The sequence below is a fragment of the Desulfuromonas versatilis genome (assembly GCF_019704135.1).
GTDB lineage: Bacteria > Desulfobacterota > Desulfuromonadia > Desulfuromonadales > NIT-T3 > Desulfuromonas_A > Desulfuromonas_A versatilis.
Window position 1 is genome coordinate 183,140 of sequence record NZ_AP024355.1, and the last position, 17,140, is coordinate 200,279.

Consider the following 17,140-nt stretch of genomic DNA (forward strand, 5'->3'; position numbering starts at 1 on the left):
CCGGATTCGGAGGATCTCAGCAGTTTTCGGAGCCAGGAACGTTCCTCAGGAGAAAACACATGTCCATCCTCATCAACCGGGATTCGAAGATCGTCGTCCAGGGGATTACCGGCAAGGCCGGCCTGTTCCATACCCGCCAGTGCCGCCAGTATGGCAGCCGGATCGTCGCCGGGGTCACCCCGGGCAAGGGGGGGATGCATATCGAGGGGATCCCGGTGTTTGACACCATGAACGAGGCCGTGGAGTTCACCGGGGCCAACGTCTCGATGATCTTCGTTCCTCCCCCCGGGGCCGCCGACGCCATCCTCGAGGCCTGCGAGGCGCGCATCGACCTGGCGGTCTGCATCACCGAGGGGGTGCCGATCCGCGACATGGTCATGGCCAAGCGCTACCTCAACACCAGCCGCACCCGATTGATCGGCCCCAACTGCCCGGGGCTGATCACCCCCGGCGAGTGCAAGGTCGGCATCATGCCCGGCTACATCCACAAACCGGGCAAAATCGGCGTGGTTTCGCGCAGCGGCACCCTGACCTACGAGGCGGTCAAGCAACTCAGCGACGCGGGGCTCGGCCAGTCGACCTGCGTCGGTATCGGCGGCGACCCGATCATCGGCATGAAGTTCATCGACGTGCTGGAACTGTTCAACGAGGATCCGCAGACCGAGGGGGTGTTCATGATCGGCGAGATCGGCGGCAGCGCCGAGGAAGACGCCGCCCACTGGATCCGCGACAACATGAAAAAGCCGGTGGCGGCCTTCATCGCCGGGGTCACCGCCCCGCCCGGGCGGCGCATGGGGCACGCCGGGGCGATCATCTCCGGTGGCAAGGGGATGGCCGCCGACAAGATCGCCGCCCTGCGCGAGTGCGGGGTCACCGTGGCGGAAAGTCCGACGCGGATGGGGGAGGCGATGATTGCGGCGTTGAATTAATTGGAGACCTCCCCCTTTGCCTCCGCCGGAGCGGAGTGGAGTGGAGGTTTTGGGAAACAGCCGTGAGGTTGAGCGAAGCGAATGTGAACGGCCCCAAAACGTCTGCGCAGCGGAGGGCACCCGCCGCAGGCGGGCGGGGACAATGGGGGTGCCCTTTTGATCCAAACTTTTTGGGCAAGCAAAAGTTTGGTCGCCGTCAGAGGGCGAGTCCCCTGTTGCAGTTTGCTTCGCTCCGGCGGGGGGCGAGGGAGGGGCAGAGGCTGGAACGGCGGCACGCCAATTAGGGTTGGCCAACCCTGCGGGGATGAGGTAGACTCCTCATTCATGAACTCTTCCGCTCCCAACCTTTCCTTGCTCGGCGTCGACACCGGCGGCACCTTCACCGACCTGGTGCTGGTCGACGGCGAGACCGTCGCCACCTGGAAGCTCCCCTCCACCCCCGATGACCCCTCGCGGGCGGTGCTCGAGGGCGTGCGCCAGTTGCTCGGCGAGCGCCCCGGGCTGGTCTTTCACGGCTCCACCGTGGCCACCAACGCCCTGCTCGAGGGCAAGGGGGCGCGCCTCGCGCTGGTGGTTACCGAGGGCTTTCGCGACCTGCTGCTGATCGGCCGGCAGAACCGGCCCGCGCTCTACGCCCTGCACCCGGTGCGCCACCGGGCGCTGGTGAGCCGCGAGCTGGTGGTCGAGGCGGCCGAGCGGACCCTGGCCGACGGCACCGTCGAGACCCCGCTGGTCGCGGAAGAGATCGCGCGGGTGGTCGCGGCGGCCCAGGCGACCGGCTGCGAGTCGGTGGCGATTTGTCTTTTGCACTCCTACGCCAATCCCGGCCACGAGGCCGCCCTGGCCGCGGCCCTCGAAGCGGCCGGGCTGAAGGTCAGCGCCTCCCACCAGATCCTCCCCGAATACCGCGAATTCGAGCGCGCCTCGACCACCGCGGTCAACGCCGCGGTCTCGCCGGTCATGACCCGCTACCTGGGGCGCCTGCAGCAGGGTCTGGGGCAAAGCCTGCTGCGCATCATGCAGAGCAACGGCGGCTCGATCATGGCCGGAACCGCCGGCAGCGAGGCGGTGCGCACCATCCTCTCGGGCCCGGCCGGCGGCATGGTTGGCGCCTTCGAGACCGCCCGGGCGGCCGGCTTCGAGCGGATCATCACCTTCGACATGGGCGGCACCAGCACCGATGTGGGCCTCTGTCCCGGGCAGATCCCCTTTACCGCCGAGACGGTCATCGCCGATTGGCCGGTCAAGGTGCCGATGATCGATATCCACACCGTCGGCGCCGGCGGCGGCTCCATCGCCCGCCTCGACGCCGGCGGCGCGCTGCGGGTCGGACCCGAGAGCGCCGGGGCGGACCCGGGGCCGATCTGCTACGGCCGAGGCGAGCAGGTCACGGTCACCGACGCCAACCTCTACCTCGGGCGGTTGCTCCCGGAGCGCTTTCTCGGCGGGCGGATGCCTTTGCACCTGGAGCGCTGCCGCGAAGGAGTCGAGGCGCTGGCCCGCCTGGCCGGCATCGACCCGGTGCATCTCGCCGAAGGGGTGCTCGAGGTGGCCGAGGCGACCATGGCCGGGGCCCTGCGGGTGGTCTCGGTGCAGCGCGGCCACGACCCCCGCGACTTCGCCCTGCTCCCCTTCGGCGGCGCCGGCGGCCTGCACGCCTGCGCCTTGGCCGAGAAGCTCGCCATCCCGCGCATCCTCATCCCGGTCCACCCGGGGCTGCTCTCGGCGGTGGGCCTGGTGCTCTCCGACGTGATCCGCGACTATTCCCACTCGGTGCTCTGCTCCGCCGACACCCCCCAGGACGCCCTGATGGGCTTCTACCGGCCTCTCGAGGAGCAGGCCCGCGCCGACATGGCCGGCGAGGGGATCGAAGGCGCGGCGCTGCTCCTGGAGCACTCCCTCGATCTGCGCTATCGCGGCCAGTCCTTCGAGGTCAACGTCCCCTGGGAGGGGGATTTCGCCGCCGCCTTCCACGCCCGCCACCAGGAGCTCTACGGCTACCAGGATGAGGCCCGCGAGCTGGAGATCGTCACTTTGCGGCTGCGCGCCGTCGGCCGGGGTCCGCGCCCCGACCTGACCCTGGGGCACTGCAGCGGCGACGAGCTGCAGCCGGCGCAGGCGGTTGCGGTGATCCTTGACGGCAAGGCCAGCGAGATCCCCCTCTACCAGCGCGAGGAGCTCCCCTGCGGGGTGGCCTTCACCGGCCCGGCGCTGGTGGTGGAGGAGACCGCCACCCACCTGGTGCGCCCCGGGTGGTCGGTGCGGGTCGACCAGCGGGCGAATCTGGTACTGGAAAAGAAGGCGTAAAAGCAAAAAAAGGACTGCAATTGGACACGGATAAAATCTGATAAGGTCGGATTTAAGGGAAAAACTACAAAACCAAGGCCCTCTCCGAGCTCTTTGCGAGCGCACGCGCCGCCGGCCCCGGGTTTTCGCCCTTACCAGTCACGAGTCACGAATCACCAGTCACGGATTTATGCAAAAAGCCATCGATCCCATCCGCCTCGAAGTGCTCAAGAACCGCTTCACCTCGCTGACCGAGGAGATGGGGGCGGTGCTGATGCGCACCGCGTTTTCGCCCAACATCAAGGAGCGCCGGGACTTCTCCTGCGCCCTGTTCGATCGTAGCGGGCAGATGATCGCCCAGGCCGCCCACATCCCGGTGCACCTGGGCTCCATGCCGCTGTCGGTGGCCGCGGCCCTGGAGCGCAACGACCTGGCCCCCGGCGACATGATCCTGCTCAACGACCCCTACCGCGGCGGCACCCACCTTCCGGACGTGACCCTGGTGACGCCGGTGTTTCTCGGCGAGGACGCTCCCGAGTTCTTCCTCGCCAATCGCGCCCACCACGCCGATGTCGGCGGCATGAGCGCCGGGTCGCTGCCGCTGTCCACGGAGATCTTTCAGGAGGGGCTGCGCATACCGCCGGTGAAGATCGTGCGCGGCGGCCAGCTCGATCGCGAGCTGCTGGCCATGTTTCTGGCCAACGTGCGCACGCCGGTGGAGCGCGAGGGGGACCTGACCGCCCAGCTGGCCGCCAACCGGGTCGGTGAGCGGCGCCTGCGCGAGATCGTCGGCCAGTACGGCCTGGCCGAGGCCGAGTGCTATTGCGGCGCCCTGCTCGACTACGGGGCGAAGTTGATGGCCGAGGTGATCGCCGCCATCCCCGACGGCAGCTACCGCTTCGAGGATTTTCTCGACGACGACGGGGTGGGCGAGGCACCGGTGCCGATCCGCTGCACCCTGACCGTGGAAGGAGAGCGGGCAACGGTCGATTTTTCCGAGAGCTCAACCCAGGTCGCAGGCTGCGTCAACGCGGTGCGGGCCATTACCCTCTCGGCGGTGTTCTACGTCTTTCGCCTGCTGGCGCCGGAGGAGATCCCCAACAACGCCGGCTGCATGCGCCCGGTGGAGGTGATCACCAAACCGGGCACGGTGGTCGACTGCCGCTTCCCCGCGGCGGTGGCCGGCGGCAATGTCGAGACCAGTCAGCGCCTGGTCGACGTGCTGCTCGGCGCCCTGGCCCGGGCCTTGCCCGAGCGGATCCCGGCGGCCAGCGGCGGCTCGATGAACAACCTGACCATCGGCGGGGTGGACCCGCGTTCGGGGGAGCTGTTCGCCTACTACGAGACCATCGCCGGCGGGGCCGGAGCGGGGCCGGCAGGCATCGGGGCAAGCGGCATCCAGACCCACATGACCAACACCCTCAACACCCCGGTGGAGGCCCTCGAACATGCCTATCCCCTGCGGGCGCGCCGCTACCGGCTACGCGACGGCTCGGGAGGGAGCGGCCGGCACCGCGGCGGCGACGGGGTGGTCAAGGAGTGGGAGCTACTGGGGGATGCGCGCATCACGCTGATCAGCGAGCGGCGCCGCACGGCTCCCTACGGTCTGCAGGGGGGCGCCGCGGGCGCAAGGGGCCGCAACCGTCTGCTGCGCAACGGCAAGGTCACGGAACTGCCCGGAAAATGCTCCATCGAGGGGAAGGCCGGTGACCGGCTGATCGTCGAAACCCCCGGCGGCGGTGGGTGGGGGGGATTAAAATCCTGATACGGAAAAACCCCCGCCCGTTTCCTGCGGAGATCAACGCACGAAACCGGGCGGGAGTCTACCAGCCTCAGGCCGACTTAAAAGGAATCCCCTGCTTCGCTAGTTGCCCGGAGAGGTATGGGGGGTAAACTCATAACCGCAGGCCGGGCACTTCACTTTGGCCTTTTCGCCAGTGGCTGTGGAGGTCGCGCAGGCGGCGAGGGAAAGGACGAGCAGGGCGGTAGTGATGTAAGCAGCCAGTTTTCGCATTGTTTCCATCCTTTCACGGGGTTGGGGGCTTGTCCGAAGCAACTATCTTACACCTGAAGTATAACATGTCAACGGGTTATGCAATGTCCGGGGAAGAATTCAGAAAATTTGTGCGCAGCCTCGAGGCGCGGGGCGAATTGACCCGGGTGAGGGTTCCCGTCGACCCGCTGCTGGAAATCGCCGCGATCACCGACCGGGTCTGCAAATCCCCCGGCGGCGGCCCGGCGCTGCTCTTCGAGCAGGTTAAGGGGGTGCGCTTGCCGGTGCTGACCAACCTGTTTGGTTCTCCCGGACGCATGGCCGCCGCCCTGGGCGTCGAAGATCTCGAGGAGCCGGGGCGGCGTCTCGCCGCCGCCATCGCCCCGCTGGCCGGAAGCGGGGCCGAGCGGCTCCAGCGCCTGCTGGCCGAAAGCCACCTGCAGCCGGTCATGGTGGGGGAGGCGGCTTGCCGCGAGGTGCGCGACGAGTCCCCCGACCTGCGCTGCCTGCCGGCCCTCAAGGGCTGGCCCGGCGACGGCGGGCGCTTTTTCACGCAACCGCTGGTATTCACCCGCCACCCCGAAAGCGGCGCGGTCAACTGCGGCTTGTACCGGGTGCAGGTGTTCGATGCTCGCGGCGCCGCTCTGCATTGGTCCCCCGGCTCCGGCGGGGCCGCCCATTACGCGGCCTGGCAGGCCAGGGGGGAGCGGATGCCGGTGGCCATCGCCCTGGGTGCCGATCCCGCCCTGGTGCTGGCCGCGGCGGCCCCCCTGCCGGCGGGGATCGACGAGGCGGTGTTTGCCGGGTGGCTGCGCGGCAGGCCCCTGGAGATGACCTTTAGTCTTGCCGGGGAACTGGCGGTGCCGGCGGCGGCCGAAATCCTCATCGAGGGGTACCTGGAGCCCGGCGAAATGCGCCCCGAGGGGCCCTTTGGGAACCACACCGGGTACTACGCCCCGGCCGCCCCCTGCCCGCTGCTGCACGTTACCGCCGTCAGCCACCGGCGCGACCCCCTCTGCCCGGCCACCGTGGTCGGCCGCCCGCCCATGGAAAACTGTTGGCTGGGGCGGGCCATCGAGCGGCTGTTTCTGCCCCTGCTGCAGGTGGATGTCCCCGAATTGGCCGATTTTCGCTTCATCCTCGAGGGGATGTTTCACGGCTGCGCCCTGGCCTCGGTGGCCGCCGGCGACGATCCCGAGCGGGGCAAGAAACTGCTGCGCCGCCTCTGGTCGGGGGGGCTGCTGAAAAAGGCCCGCATGCTGGCGGCCTTCGACGCGGAGGTCGACCTGCGCGACGGCTCGCTCTGCCTGTGGCGGGCGTTCAACAACGTCGACCCGGGCCTTGACCTGCTGGTGGATAAAGGCCGGCTCGGCATCGACGCCACCCACCGCGACGGCCGCCCCGCCGTCGAGCCCGATCCGGCCACCGCGGCCCTGGTCGCGGCACGCTGGGCGGAGTACGGAATCAAACTGGACGATTGAATTTACCAAAGGAACCCGTTTTGCCCCCTTCCCCCATCGAAACCCTCCGCGAAGTCTTCGGCTTCAGTGAATTTCGTCCCCACCAGCAGCAGATCGTCGAATCCCTGGTCGCCGGGGAGGACGCCTTCGTGCTGATGCCCACCGGCGGCGGCAAGTCGCTCTGCTACCAGGTGCCGGCCCTGTGTCGGGAGGGGGTGGCGATCGTGGTGTCGCCGCTGATCTCGCTGATGAAGGACCAGGTCGACGCCCTCACCGCCAACGGCGTGGCGGCTGCCTTCTACAACTCCTCGCTGGCCAGCGCCGAGGCGCGCCGGGTGCTGGCGCGGCTCCACGCCGGCGAGCTCGACTTGCTCTACATCGCCCCCGAGCGGCTGATGAGCGAGGAGTTCCTAACCCGGCTGCGGGAGATCCCCCTGGCCCTGTTCGCCATCGACGAGGCCCACTGCGTCTCCCAGTGGGGGCACGATTTTCGCCCCGAGTACATCCAGCTGGGACAGCTGCGCCGGCATTTCCCCGGGGTGCCGCTGGTCGCTCTGACCGCCACCGCCGACCCCCAGACCCGCGCCGACATCCTCGAGCGCCTCGGGCTGCGCCAGGCGCAGGTGTTCGTCGCCGGCTTCGATCGGCCCAACATCCGCTACAGCGTCGCCGACAAGCTCAAGCCGGCCAGCCAGCTGGCCGCTTTTCTCAAAACCCGCCGCAGCGAGTCGGGGATCGTGTACGCCCTCTCCCGCAAGCGGGTCGAGGAGGTGGCGGCGCGCCTGGCGGCCGCCGGTTACCGGGCCGCCCCCTACCACGCGGGGCTGCCCGACGAGGAACGGCGCCGGGTGCAGGAGGCGTTTCTGCGCGACGACCTGCAGGTGGTGGTGGCCACCGTCGCCTTCGGCATGGGGATCGACAAGCCCAACGTGCGCTTCGTGGTGCACTACGATCTGCCCAAGAACATCGAGAGCTACTACCAGGAGACCGGCCGCGCCGGCCGCGACGGCCTGCCCGCCGAGGCGCTGCTGCTGTTCGGCTTCGGCGACGTGGCCATCGCCCGGGGGCTGATCGACAAGGGGGGCAACCCGGAGCAGAAGCGCATCGAACTGCACAAGCTGAATGCCATGGTCGGTTTCGCCGAGGCGCAGAACTGCCGGCGCCGGGTGCTGCTCGGCTATTTCGGCGAGCCGCTGGAGGAGGATTGCGGCAACTGCGACGTCTGCCTCAACCCGCCCGAGACCTACGACGCCACCGTCGATGCGCAAAAGGCCCTCTCCTGCGTTTACCGGGTCGGGCAGCGCTTCGGCGTCGGCCATGTCATCGAGGTGCTGCGCGGCGCCAACACCCAGCGACTGCGGGAGCTGGGGCACGACCGGCTCTCCACCTACGGCATCGGCGCCGACCACCCCGCCGAGATCTGGGGGAACCTGATCCGCCAGCTGATCCACCTCGGCTACCTGCGCCAGGACGTCGCCAACTACTCGGTGCTCAAGCTCACCGAGGCGGCCCGCCCCCTGCTGCGCGGCGAGAAGGCCCTGGTGCTGCCCAAGCCGCGGCTCAAGGCGGTGGCCGAGAAGAAGGCGCCGCGCAAAAAGGCCGGTGAGCTCGACTACGACCCGGAGCTGTTCGACGCCCTGCGCGCCCTGCGCAAGCGCCTGGCCGACGAGGCCGGGGTCCCTCCCTACGTGATTTTCGGCGACGCCACCCTGGCCGAGATGGCCGCCTACCTGCCCACCGGACGCGACGAGCTGCTGCGCATCAACGGGGTCGGCAAGCTCAAGCTGCAGAAGTACGGCGCCCAGTTTCTCGAGGAGATCGTCAGTTTTCTCCACCGCTGAGCTGGCGTCAAATTTGCTTGCAGGTAAGGCGGGGAGTTCGGCTCCCGAAAATCGAATCCAAGGAGACAGCGCATGGCCCTGCAGTGGAAAGCCGAATATTCAGTCGGGGTAGAGATCATCGACGCCCAGCATCAGGAGCTGTTTCGGCGCTTCGGCGCCCTGACCGAGGCCTGCAAGCAGGCCAGGGGGAAGGAACAGCTTGCGGAACTTCTGGACTTTCTCAGTGATTACATAGTCTTTCACTTCAACGACGAAGAGTCTCAAATGCTGCGCTACGGCTATCCCGGTTTTGCCGGGCACCGGGAGGAACACCGCAGCTTCATGGGCAGGATCGAGGCGCTGAGAAAACAGCTGGCCGAGGGGGGGAGTTCCTTTCCCCTGCTGGTAGAAACCAATGAAGCGGTGCTGCGCTGGCTGATCATGCATATCCGGAAAGTTGACACGGCTTTTGGCGAATACCTCCAGGGTCGGTCCTGATTCCCCCTCGGAGCTGCCGTTTCTTCGCCAAAAGGCGGCAGCCCCTTCGCCCTCCCCCGATCTTCTCCCTCGTGAAGATTCGGCCGGAAGATCGCTCCCTTTTCTGCGGCTGGGCAGAACATTGCCCATTTGACGAACCTGGCGGGGCGGCTAAACTGGACCCATGGGTTCGTTATTCGGCCGTGTCATTTTTCCCCGGGTGCAGCCTTGGCTCAAATCCGGCTGCCTGCTGGTGGGAGCCACGCTGCTGGCCGGCTGGCACCACGTCCTTTCCGAAGAGGCCTTTTTCTCGGTGGACCCTGGTGCCCGCTACAGCGAGGTGCGCGCCAACCCTCAGGCCTGGCTGGGGAGCACCCTGCTGCTGGCGGGGGTGATTTCCGACTACCGTGCGACGTCTGCCGGGACGACCCTGGAGATTCTCTGCTACAGCCGCGATGAACAGGACGCGCCGCAGGAATTCGACGCCAACTGCGGACGGTTTCTGGCCCGCACCTCGGGGGAGCTCGACCCCGAGGCCTATCGCAAGGGGCGCCGCGTCACCCTGACCGGCCTGGTGGCAGGCAAGCAAGTCTTTCCCGGCGGTGAATTCGGCGAAGAGGTGCTGGTGTTCGAGATCGGCGAAATCTACCTCTGGCCCCTCCCCGAAAAGCGCCGCTATTATCCCGCCTACCCCTGGTACGATCCCTGGTACGACCCCTTCTACCATCGGCCCTACTGGCATCGGTATCCCTACAGGCACTGGTAGCCTGTCGGCAAGGTGGTCCCATGCTGATTCGCATCGGTTACGATATCCGTTTCGATTTTCCCGGTCCGACCCCCCTGCTGCTCCTGCTCTTCGTCCACCCCTCGCGCTGCGCCGACCTGGAGCGGCCGGACCGGCTCCGCTCGGCCCCTGCCCTGCAGATCGAGGAGTTCCTGGACGGCTTCGGCAACCGCTGTGCCCGGACCCTGGCCCCGGCGGGTCCGCTGCGCCTGTCCGCCGACACCCTGGTTCGCGACGACGGCCTGCCAGAACCCGCCTTCCCGGAACTGCGCCAGCATCCGGTCAGCGAACTGCCCGTGGAAACGCTCCCCTTTCTGCTCGGCAGCCGCTACTGCGAAACCGATCTGCTCGCCCCCGTGGCCTGGCGCCTGTTCGGGGCCTGTCCTGAGGGTTGGCCGCGGGTTCAGGCGGTCTGTGACTGGGTCCATGAGCACATACGCTTCGGTTACGAGCACGCCCGCGCCGACAAGGGGGCCTGGGAGGTGTTTCGCGACCGGCGCGGGGTGTGCCGGGACATGGCCCACCTGGCGGTGGCCTTCTGCCGTTGTCTTCATATCCCCGCCCGCTACGCCAGCGGCTATCTGGGGGATATCGGCATCCCCCCCGATCCCCTGCCGATGGATTTCAACGCCTGGTTTGAGGCCTACCTCGGCGGAGCCTGGCACACCTTCGACCCCCGGCACAACACCCGGCGCATCGGGCGGGTGTTGATGAGCCTCGGACGCGACGCCACCGACACCGCGCTGACCACCGCCTTCGGGCGAAATAACCTGACAGGTTTCCGGGTGATCACCGAGGAGGTCGGCTAGGAGGGGGGCCCGGCCGCATGCGGCCCGGGGGATTCGGGGTCAGGGGCCGGGTGTCTTGGCGGGAAGCAGGACAAAGAAAGTCGTCTCCCGGTCGAGTTGCGACTCGCACCAGATGCGCCCACCCAGGCGCCTCACCAGGGCCCGCACGTAGGCCAGGCCCATGCCGTCCCCCTTGACGTCCTGTTTCCCTGAGCGGCGGAAGATGGCGAAAACCTTTTCCAGATCCTCTGCGGCGATGCCCCGGCCGTTGTCCCGGAAGGCAAAGCGGATAAAGGGCCCCTGGTTTTCGGCGTTCACTTCCAGGAGCCCTTTTCGCGAGGGATCAAGGTATTTGACGGCGTTGTCGAGCAGGTTGCCGAAAATCTGTTCCATGGCCAGGGGGTCTGCGGCAACCGGGGGCAGTTTTCCCAGGACCACCTCGACCTGGCGGGTTTCGAGCTGGTGGGCCAGGGTTTTGAGAATTTTTTCCACCAGGGCCCGGGTATCGACGGTTTCCATGGAGAGTTCCCGGTGGCCGACCCGGGAGAGTTTGAGAATCTCGTCGATCTGAAAACTCATCCGGGCCACCGAGGAGTTGATGAAGTCGAGGGCCTCGGGGACGTCCTGTCTGAGTATCAGCTCCAGCTCGTGGCGCCTGGATTCATCGAGCTGCGCCAGGTATTCCTGAAGCTGCTCGTCGAGATCGCCCAACGCGGCGGTCAGCTCTGCGGAGAACCCCTTGATGTTGACCAGCGGGGCGCGCAGGTCGTGGGAGACGATATAGGTAAAGCTCTTGAGCTCCTCGTTGATCTGCTGCAGCTCGCCGGCGAAGTGTTCGGCCTTTTCCTTGGCGGCGGCGATCTCGTTGCGGGCTTTCTCCAGGGTGAGGATTTCGTGCTGCTGGCGGTGCTGGGTTTCGAGCAGCCTGGCGTTGCCGATGCGGATGCCGATGATCGGTGCCAGTCCCATCAGCAGGCTGATGTCCCCCTGGGTCAATGGCCGGTTGCCCCGGTGGTTTTCCACCGCCAGCACGCCGATGGCCTCGTCGCCGCTGATGATGGGGCAGGCGATGAAGGATTTGACCCCCAGTTGGCGGAGCATTTCCAGCCCTTCGGCAGAGAGCCGATCGGCGATTTCCTCGATGCGGTTGACCATCTGCGGTGTCTTTTCCAGAAACGCCCTGGCCAGCGGTCCATGGCCGCCGGGCAGCCGGTACGGAACTGGAGATGCCTCCAGGCTCCGGCGATGTTCCTCAGCCCATCCGTAGCCTTCCCTGAACACGAGCTTTTCCTCTGCCTCATCGGCGAGCATGATGACCCCGCGGTCGAAGTCGAGGCGTTTTTCAAGGATCCGCAGGATGCCGTGGAGGATATCGCCGATCTGGGTCTTTTGGCTGATGGCCTGACCGACTTCGTTGGTGATCAGGGCGTTGTTGTAGTTGGTGTTGATCTGCTGGATGAGCTGGTCGGCCGGATCGCTCAGGCTGCTCAGGTGCCCGCGCAATCCCCGCTTTTCGAGGTTCTCGGCGAGCAGGGTCAGGCCCAGGACGCTCAGCAGGGAAAACGGCAGGGCCCACTGCAGGGCGAATTCAGGATCATGGAAATACACCGCCAGGGTGCCGCAGGCGAGCAGCGGGCCCGCCAGATTGCGGACCAGTTTGAGCTGGCTCCAGGCAGGTTTCTTCCAGGACAGCAGGTAGCGGCAGCAGCTGTCGCCCTGGAACAGGCACTCGGGGTGCTCGAGGGCGTCGAGCCGGCAGCCGAAGATCTGCAGGATGGCTTCAAAGGTGCCGAAGCGGTTCTGGCACTGATAGGGCTGCTCTTCCACTCCGGGGTGGGGGGTGACGAGCAGCTCGAAGCGGTTTTTCCCCAGGCGACGAGAGCTGTATTGCGCCGAGCGGGAAAAGCTGACCGCCGCCTTGCCGACCAATTCGAAGGCTCTGGCGGGACCGAGCAAGCCGAGTATGTACTGGCGGGCAAAGCCCATCGCCTCGGGCGAGGCGCAATAACGTCCCGCCTCCCGGGCCACCCCCGGGCTGCCGGTGAGCTCCTCGATTTTCTGGTAGAAGCGGTTGGTCTGCTCCTGGGTGAACCAGCAGCCCTGGTCAGCTACCTGGTGCGGGGTGACACCTGCATAGCGCAGCACCTCTTCCCGGTCGACCTCGGGGTAGTGGCGCTTGAGAAAGCGCAGGTAGGTGTCGAATATGCGGCTGTTGTACAGCGGGGTGTCGCGGTCGATCCTGGCTGCCATGGATACTCTCGATTTCGGGTGTATCGCCTGTTGCCCGGCAGCGCCGGCCGGGTTCGGTGACGGCACCCGGCCATTTCACCGGGGCAATCGATTTCCCCTTTGGATCATGCCGGGGCGAAGACCTGGTAGGTTCCCCTGCCGGCTTTTTTGGCCTGGTACATGGCCATGTCGGAATGGCGCAGCAGGTCCTCGGGGGATTCCCCGTGCAGCGGAAAAACCGCGATACCCACGCTGGCACTCAGGGAAAACTCCTGCCCCTTCAGGACGAACGGCTTTTCCAGTGATTCGATGATCTTTTCGGCCACCAGGCTTGCATTGGGCGGTTCGTGCATCCGCGAAAGGATGATGGTGAACTCGTCCCCGCCCATCCGGGCCACGGTATCGCTGGCGCGCACCAGTTCGTTGAGGCGACGGGCGGTTTCCTTGAGAACCAGGTCGCCGATTTCGTGACCCTGCGTGTCGTTGATCTGCTTGAAGCGATCCAGATCCAGAAACAGCAGGGCGAAATGGTGCCTGTAGCGCTTGGCCTGCAGGAATGCCTGGCCAAGGCGATCGAAGAACAGCACCCGGTTGGGCAGACCGGTCAGGGGGTCGAAATGGGCCATCTGTTCCAAGCGTGCCTGGGCCTGCTTGCGGTCGGTGATGTCGCGGAAGATGGTCAGCACCGCACGGTGCCCCTGGAACTGAAACGGAAGGCCGGAGATCTCCACTTCCACCTTGCTGCCGTCGGCCCTGGCCAGTTTCCCCTCCACCCAGGGGACGCTGTCCTTGGCCCGGGAGAGCTGGCGGAAATGTTCCTGCAGGGCGCTTTGCCCATCCTTGGTCACGAAGTCGATCAGGCACCTGCCGAGCAGCTCCCGGGCATTGGAACAGCCGAGCAGAAAGGTCCCCGCCGGGTTGACGAATTCGAGGCGGTCGTCGACGCTTACGGCGATGCCGTCGGGGGTCAGCTCCACCAGCTTGCGGTAGCGTTCTTCGCTTTCGCGGATGGTGCCCAGCATCTGCTCGCGCTCCCGCAGCAGGTGGGTGCGCTCCAGGACCTGGTCGATGACCAGGGGGAGCAGCTCCAGGTAACTGAGCTCCACGTCTTTGACCAGATAGTCGGTGGCCCCCTCCTTCATCGCTTCGACGGCGACTCCCTCGTTGCCGTTGCCGGTCACCATAATGGTCGGGATAGGGTTCTGGTCCGCTCGCAGCCGGCGGATCACCTCCAGGCCGCTGATCCCGGGCATATGGTAATCCACCAGGACAATGTCGAAGCCCTCCCGGGCCAGCATCGCCAGGCCATCTTCGCCGCTGGTGGCGACATCGACCTGGTAGCCTCGACGTTCCAGCCGTTTTTTCAGCAACCTGGCCAGGCCAGGCTCGTCTTCCATGTAGAGAATGCGGGTTGCCATTGTTCCAGTCATAGGGAAATCTACGCTCCAAATGCCACGATCAAGGAAAAACTGGTGCCCTGCCCGAAGTGCCCGGGTGAATCAAGCGGGTCCGCTTTTCGGCGGCAGATTAATCACCGATAGAAAAAGGCCGAGACTGCGGATTGCTTCGCAGAACCTGGCGTAATCCACGGGTTTGGTGACAAAAATGTTGCAGCCGAGTTCGTAACAGCGGGCGACCTCCTGCGGATTGTCCGTGGTGGTGAGGATGACGACCGGGATGGTGCGGGTGCGCTCGGTGGCTTTGATCCGCTGCAGCACCTGGAATCCGTCGAGGTCGGGCAGGTTCAGATCGAGCAGCACCAGCAAAGGCCGGGTCCAGGGTTGCCCGACCTCGCCCTGCTGCCCGAAGAGAGCATCGACAGCCTTCTGGCCGCTATCCAGGTGCCGGATGGAGTTGGAAACTCCGGCGCGGCGCAGGTTTTTTTCGATCAGCCGCGCATGGCCGGGATCGTCCTCGACCAGCAGGATAGTGGCCGGCGTGGTTTCCTTCATGGTGGTATCCCCGGAAAAATTGTTTCAGAGTGGGTTTTTTACCCGCATTGCGCGGGCCATCCGCCCTTGCAGCCAAATACCCGGGAGGTCCGGCCGATTGGCGAAATTCGCGGGGGGGGGCCACGCAGGGATGTCATTGAATGCCAAGAGTCGGATACTGCAGGGGAGATTGATGCAAGAAGTGTACTGAGTTTGCACCTGAATCCTTTGCTGGGAAACAATCCAGGAGGGGCGCCATGGGGGTGTGCGGAAAAATTGCCGGCTTTCGCAGGGTCAACCCGGAAAGCTGCCAGCATTTTTTACCAGCATTGCCAAAACGGCGTAGCGAGCCAGTTTTCCCGACCCGGCCAACAGGACGAAGCGCAGGGGGGCGACCCGCAGGATCCCTCCGGCCAGGCACAGCGGATCGCCGATCACCGGCAACCAGCTCAGCAGCAGCGACCAGCTGCCGAAGCGGGCGTAGAGGCGCTCGGCGCGTTGCCGGGAGCTGGCATCGATGCGCAGTACCCGCTCGATGAGAAAGGTTCCGCCCCACAGTCCCACCGCGTAGGTGGTCAGCGCCCCGAGGGTGTTGCCGGCGGTGGCCAGCGAGACCGCGAGCAGCGCATCGCCGCCGTTGAGCAGCAGGGTGGCGAGCAGCCATTCCGAACCGAGGGGAATCAGGGTCGCGGCAAGAAAGCTCAGCAGAAACAGGGCGAGATGGCCGTGTTGGGCGATGAATTCATCCATGGCGGGGGAACTCGAAGGAATTGGGCGGATCCGTGTGGCCTGAAATCGCTCAGAGCCCCATCTTGGCGGCCAGCCTGGTTTCGTACTCCTCGAAGGCGGCGCTGCGGCCCCGCTTCTCCATCAGCAGGTTGAAGCGCAGGGCTTTTTCGGTGAGCTGTTTCTTCAGCTCCGTCCGTTCCTCGACATTCTGGCAGCAATCGACGAGATTACGCAGGGTGACCAATTCGCGGCTGATGGCCACTTCTTCGGGGACCATCCCGGCGTTTTTCAGCACCTTGTAGGCCATGCGCAACTCCGCGGGGACCTCGCCGCACTCGTCCCGGGCGATCGGCTGGCCCTTGAGGGCCAGGTTGTCGAAGTCGCCGCGCTGCATGGCCTCGAGAATCCTGCGCTCAGCGATCAGGGCAAAGACATCCATCCACATCTCCCGGCCCGGAGGAAGGCTTGAGCTGGGGCGGTGACGGACCGGCCCCGTTTGCTGAGGAAACTATAGCAGAAACCGCTGTCGGCCCGCCAGCCCCCAGCGGTTGGCGGCAAAAGGGCTTGAACCCTTGCCATCCCGGGTGTAGACTGCGTGGTTCGAGGGAGAATCCCGCAACCCCCTGCATCCCGGACTGATTTCGATGACCAAGGCCGAATTTTTCGAAAAGACCAAAACCCTGCTGGAGATGATCAAGTTCTCCCACACCATCTTCGCCTTCCCCTTTGCGCTGATGGGGGTGGTGCTGGCCTCGCTCGCCAGCGGGGCGCCGCCCAGCTTCGGGCAGGTCTTCTGGATCTGCGTGGCGATGGTCGGGGCCCGCTCGGGGGCCATGGGCCTGAACCGCATCATCGACGCGCGCATCGACGCGCGCAACCCCCGTACCGCCGAGCGTCACATCCCGGCGGGCAAGGTCTCGCGGCTCGAGGCCTGGCTGTTCGTGCTCGGCTCCTTCGCGCTGCTGCTCTTCGCCGCCTGGATGCTCAACCCCCTCTGCTTCTACCTGGCCCCGGTGGCGCTGTTTTTCCTGGCGCTCTATTCCTTCTGCAAGCGCTTCACGGCCCTGGCCCACGTGGTGCTGGGCATCTGCCTGGCCGCCGCTCCCATCGGCGCCTGGATCGCCCTGCGCGGCGACGTCAGCTGGCAGATCATCGCCCTGGGGTTGGCGGTGCTGTTCTGGGTGGCCGGCTTCGATATCTTCTACGCGCTGCAGGATTTGGAGTTCGACCGCGAAATGGGGCTGCATTCCATCCCCGCCAAGCTCGGCGTGGAACGCTCGATCCTGCTGGTGCGCGCTTTTCATGGTATGATGCTGTTTCTGCTGCTGCTGCTTTTGATCGGCACCGGCCTGGGCTGGATCTATTTCTGCGGGGTGCTGGTGGTGGCCGGCCTGCTTGCCTACGAGCACCTGCTGGTCAAGCCCGACGACCTCTCCAAGCTCGACGCGGCCTTTTTCAACATGAACGGCTACATCAGCGTGACCATCTTCGCCTTTACGCTGGTCGATGCGTTGCTCTAGGCCTTAAGGTGAAAGACTGATTCACCACGAAGAGCACGAAGAGCACGAAGAGCACGAAGAAAAGCTGCTTGCAGGATCTCAAGGATTTTAAAACTTCGTGGTCTTCGTGTCCTTCGTGGTAAATGAAAGTATCGCTTTTTTTCCTGTACTCGGCGCCCTCGGGCAAGCAAAGCGAACAGGCGATAGGCTGCTTT

Annotated in this window: 15 protein-coding genes; 9 read left to right on the forward strand and 6 right to left on the reverse strand. The window is 65.8% G+C overall.

The genetic code is table 11. From position 1 onward, the window contains the following. The first annotated feature begins 59 nt into the window (after positions 1-59). From sucD to DESUT3_RS00775, 3 genes are all read left to right on the forward strand, one after another. Positions 60-929: a succinate--CoA ligase subunit alpha gene (gene sucD / locus DESUT3_RS00765; RefSeq protein ID WP_221250562.1), complete on the forward strand. Its 870-nt coding sequence runs from the start codon at positions 60-62 to the stop codon at positions 927-929. A gap of 324 nt (positions 930-1,253) precedes the next feature. Continuing rightward, entirely contained in the window at positions 1,254-3,236 is a 1,983-nt protein-coding gene (locus DESUT3_RS00770; protein WP_221250563.1) for a hydantoinase/oxoprolinase family protein, read from the forward strand. Positions 3,237-3,405: 169 nt separating this feature from the next. Continuing rightward, entirely contained in the window at positions 3,406-4,980 is a 1,575-nt protein-coding gene (locus DESUT3_RS00775) for a hydantoinase B/oxoprolinase family protein (RefSeq protein ID WP_221250564.1), read from the forward strand. A gap of 99 nt (positions 4,981-5,079) precedes the next feature. Here DESUT3_RS00775 and DESUT3_RS00780 read toward each other — a convergent pair whose 3' ends face one another. Continuing rightward, on the reverse strand, positions 5,080-5,229 hold the full coding sequence (locus tag DESUT3_RS00780) for a hypothetical protein (RefSeq protein WP_221250565.1): 150 nt from the start codon (positions 5,227-5,229) through the stop codon (positions 5,080-5,082). A gap of 83 nt (positions 5,230-5,312) precedes the next feature. On the opposite strand from DESUT3_RS00780, the gene DESUT3_RS00785 reads away from it, so the two are divergent. The 5 genes from DESUT3_RS00785 to DESUT3_RS00805 all read left to right on the forward strand — a co-directional run bounded on the left by DESUT3_RS00785 (position 5,313) and on the right by DESUT3_RS00805 (position 10,558). Next, the gene (locus tag DESUT3_RS00785) at positions 5,313-6,689 is read left to right on the forward strand and encodes a UbiD family decarboxylase (RefSeq protein ID WP_221250566.1); all 1,377 of its coding nucleotides are present in this window, start codon (positions 5,313-5,315) and stop codon (positions 6,687-6,689) included. A gap of 20 nt (positions 6,690-6,709) precedes the next feature. Continuing rightward, positions 6,710-8,509, forward strand: a complete 1,800-nt coding sequence (recQ, locus tag DESUT3_RS00790) for a DNA helicase RecQ (RefSeq protein ID WP_221250567.1) — start codon at positions 6,710-6,712, stop codon at positions 8,507-8,509. A 72-nt stretch (positions 8,510-8,581) separates the two neighbouring features. Beyond that, positions 8,582-8,986, forward strand: coding sequence for a bacteriohemerythrin (locus tag DESUT3_RS00795; protein WP_221250568.1), 405 nt, complete (start codon positions 8,582-8,584; stop codon positions 8,984-8,986). Between the two features lie 163 nt (positions 8,987-9,149). After that, a complete protein-coding gene (locus tag DESUT3_RS00800) occupies positions 9,150-9,731 on the forward strand; it encodes a Slp family lipoprotein (protein ID WP_221250569.1) in 582 nt (193 codons plus the stop codon). Between the two features lie 20 nt (positions 9,732-9,751). Continuing rightward, on the forward strand, positions 9,752-10,558 hold the full coding sequence (locus DESUT3_RS00805) for a transglutaminase-like domain-containing protein (protein ID WP_221250570.1): 807 nt from the start codon (positions 9,752-9,754) through the stop codon (positions 10,556-10,558). A gap of 39 nt (positions 10,559-10,597) precedes the next feature. Here DESUT3_RS00805 and DESUT3_RS00810 read toward each other — a convergent pair whose 3' ends face one another. From DESUT3_RS00810 to DESUT3_RS00830, 5 genes are all read right to left on the reverse strand, one after another. Further along, complete coding sequence (locus DESUT3_RS00810) at positions 10,598-12,787, reverse strand: sensor histidine kinase (RefSeq protein WP_221250571.1); 2,190 nt, start codon at positions 12,785-12,787, stop codon at positions 10,598-10,600. 104 nt (positions 12,788-12,891) lie between these two features. Next, positions 12,892-14,184 (reverse strand): GGDEF domain-containing response regulator, encoded by a 1,293-nt coding sequence (locus DESUT3_RS00815; protein WP_225911586.1) that lies wholly within the window; start codon positions 14,182-14,184, stop codon positions 12,892-12,894. An 81-nt stretch (positions 14,185-14,265) separates the two neighbouring features. Then, the gene (locus tag DESUT3_RS00820) at positions 14,266-14,718 is read right to left on the reverse strand and encodes a response regulator (RefSeq protein WP_221250573.1); all 453 of its coding nucleotides are present in this window, start codon (positions 14,716-14,718) and stop codon (positions 14,266-14,268) included. Positions 14,719-14,991: 273 nt separating this feature from the next. Continuing rightward, positions 14,992-15,447: a YqaA family protein gene (locus tag DESUT3_RS00825; RefSeq protein WP_221250574.1), complete on the reverse strand. Its 456-nt coding sequence runs from the start codon at positions 15,445-15,447 to the stop codon at positions 14,992-14,994. A 49-nt stretch (positions 15,448-15,496) separates the two neighbouring features. Continuing rightward, positions 15,497-15,865 (reverse strand): DnaJ family domain-containing protein, encoded by a 369-nt coding sequence (locus tag DESUT3_RS00830; protein WP_221250575.1) that lies wholly within the window; start codon positions 15,863-15,865, stop codon positions 15,497-15,499. Between the two features lie 205 nt (positions 15,866-16,070). On the opposite strand from DESUT3_RS00830, the gene DESUT3_RS00835 reads away from it, so the two are divergent. Continuing rightward, positions 16,071-16,946 carry a UbiA-like polyprenyltransferase gene (locus DESUT3_RS00835; protein ID WP_221250576.1) on the forward strand — a complete coding sequence of 292 codons (876 nt, stop codon included), beginning with the start codon at positions 16,071-16,073 and terminating at the stop codon, positions 16,944-16,946. The last annotated feature ends 194 nt before the right edge of the window (positions 16,947-17,140 follow it).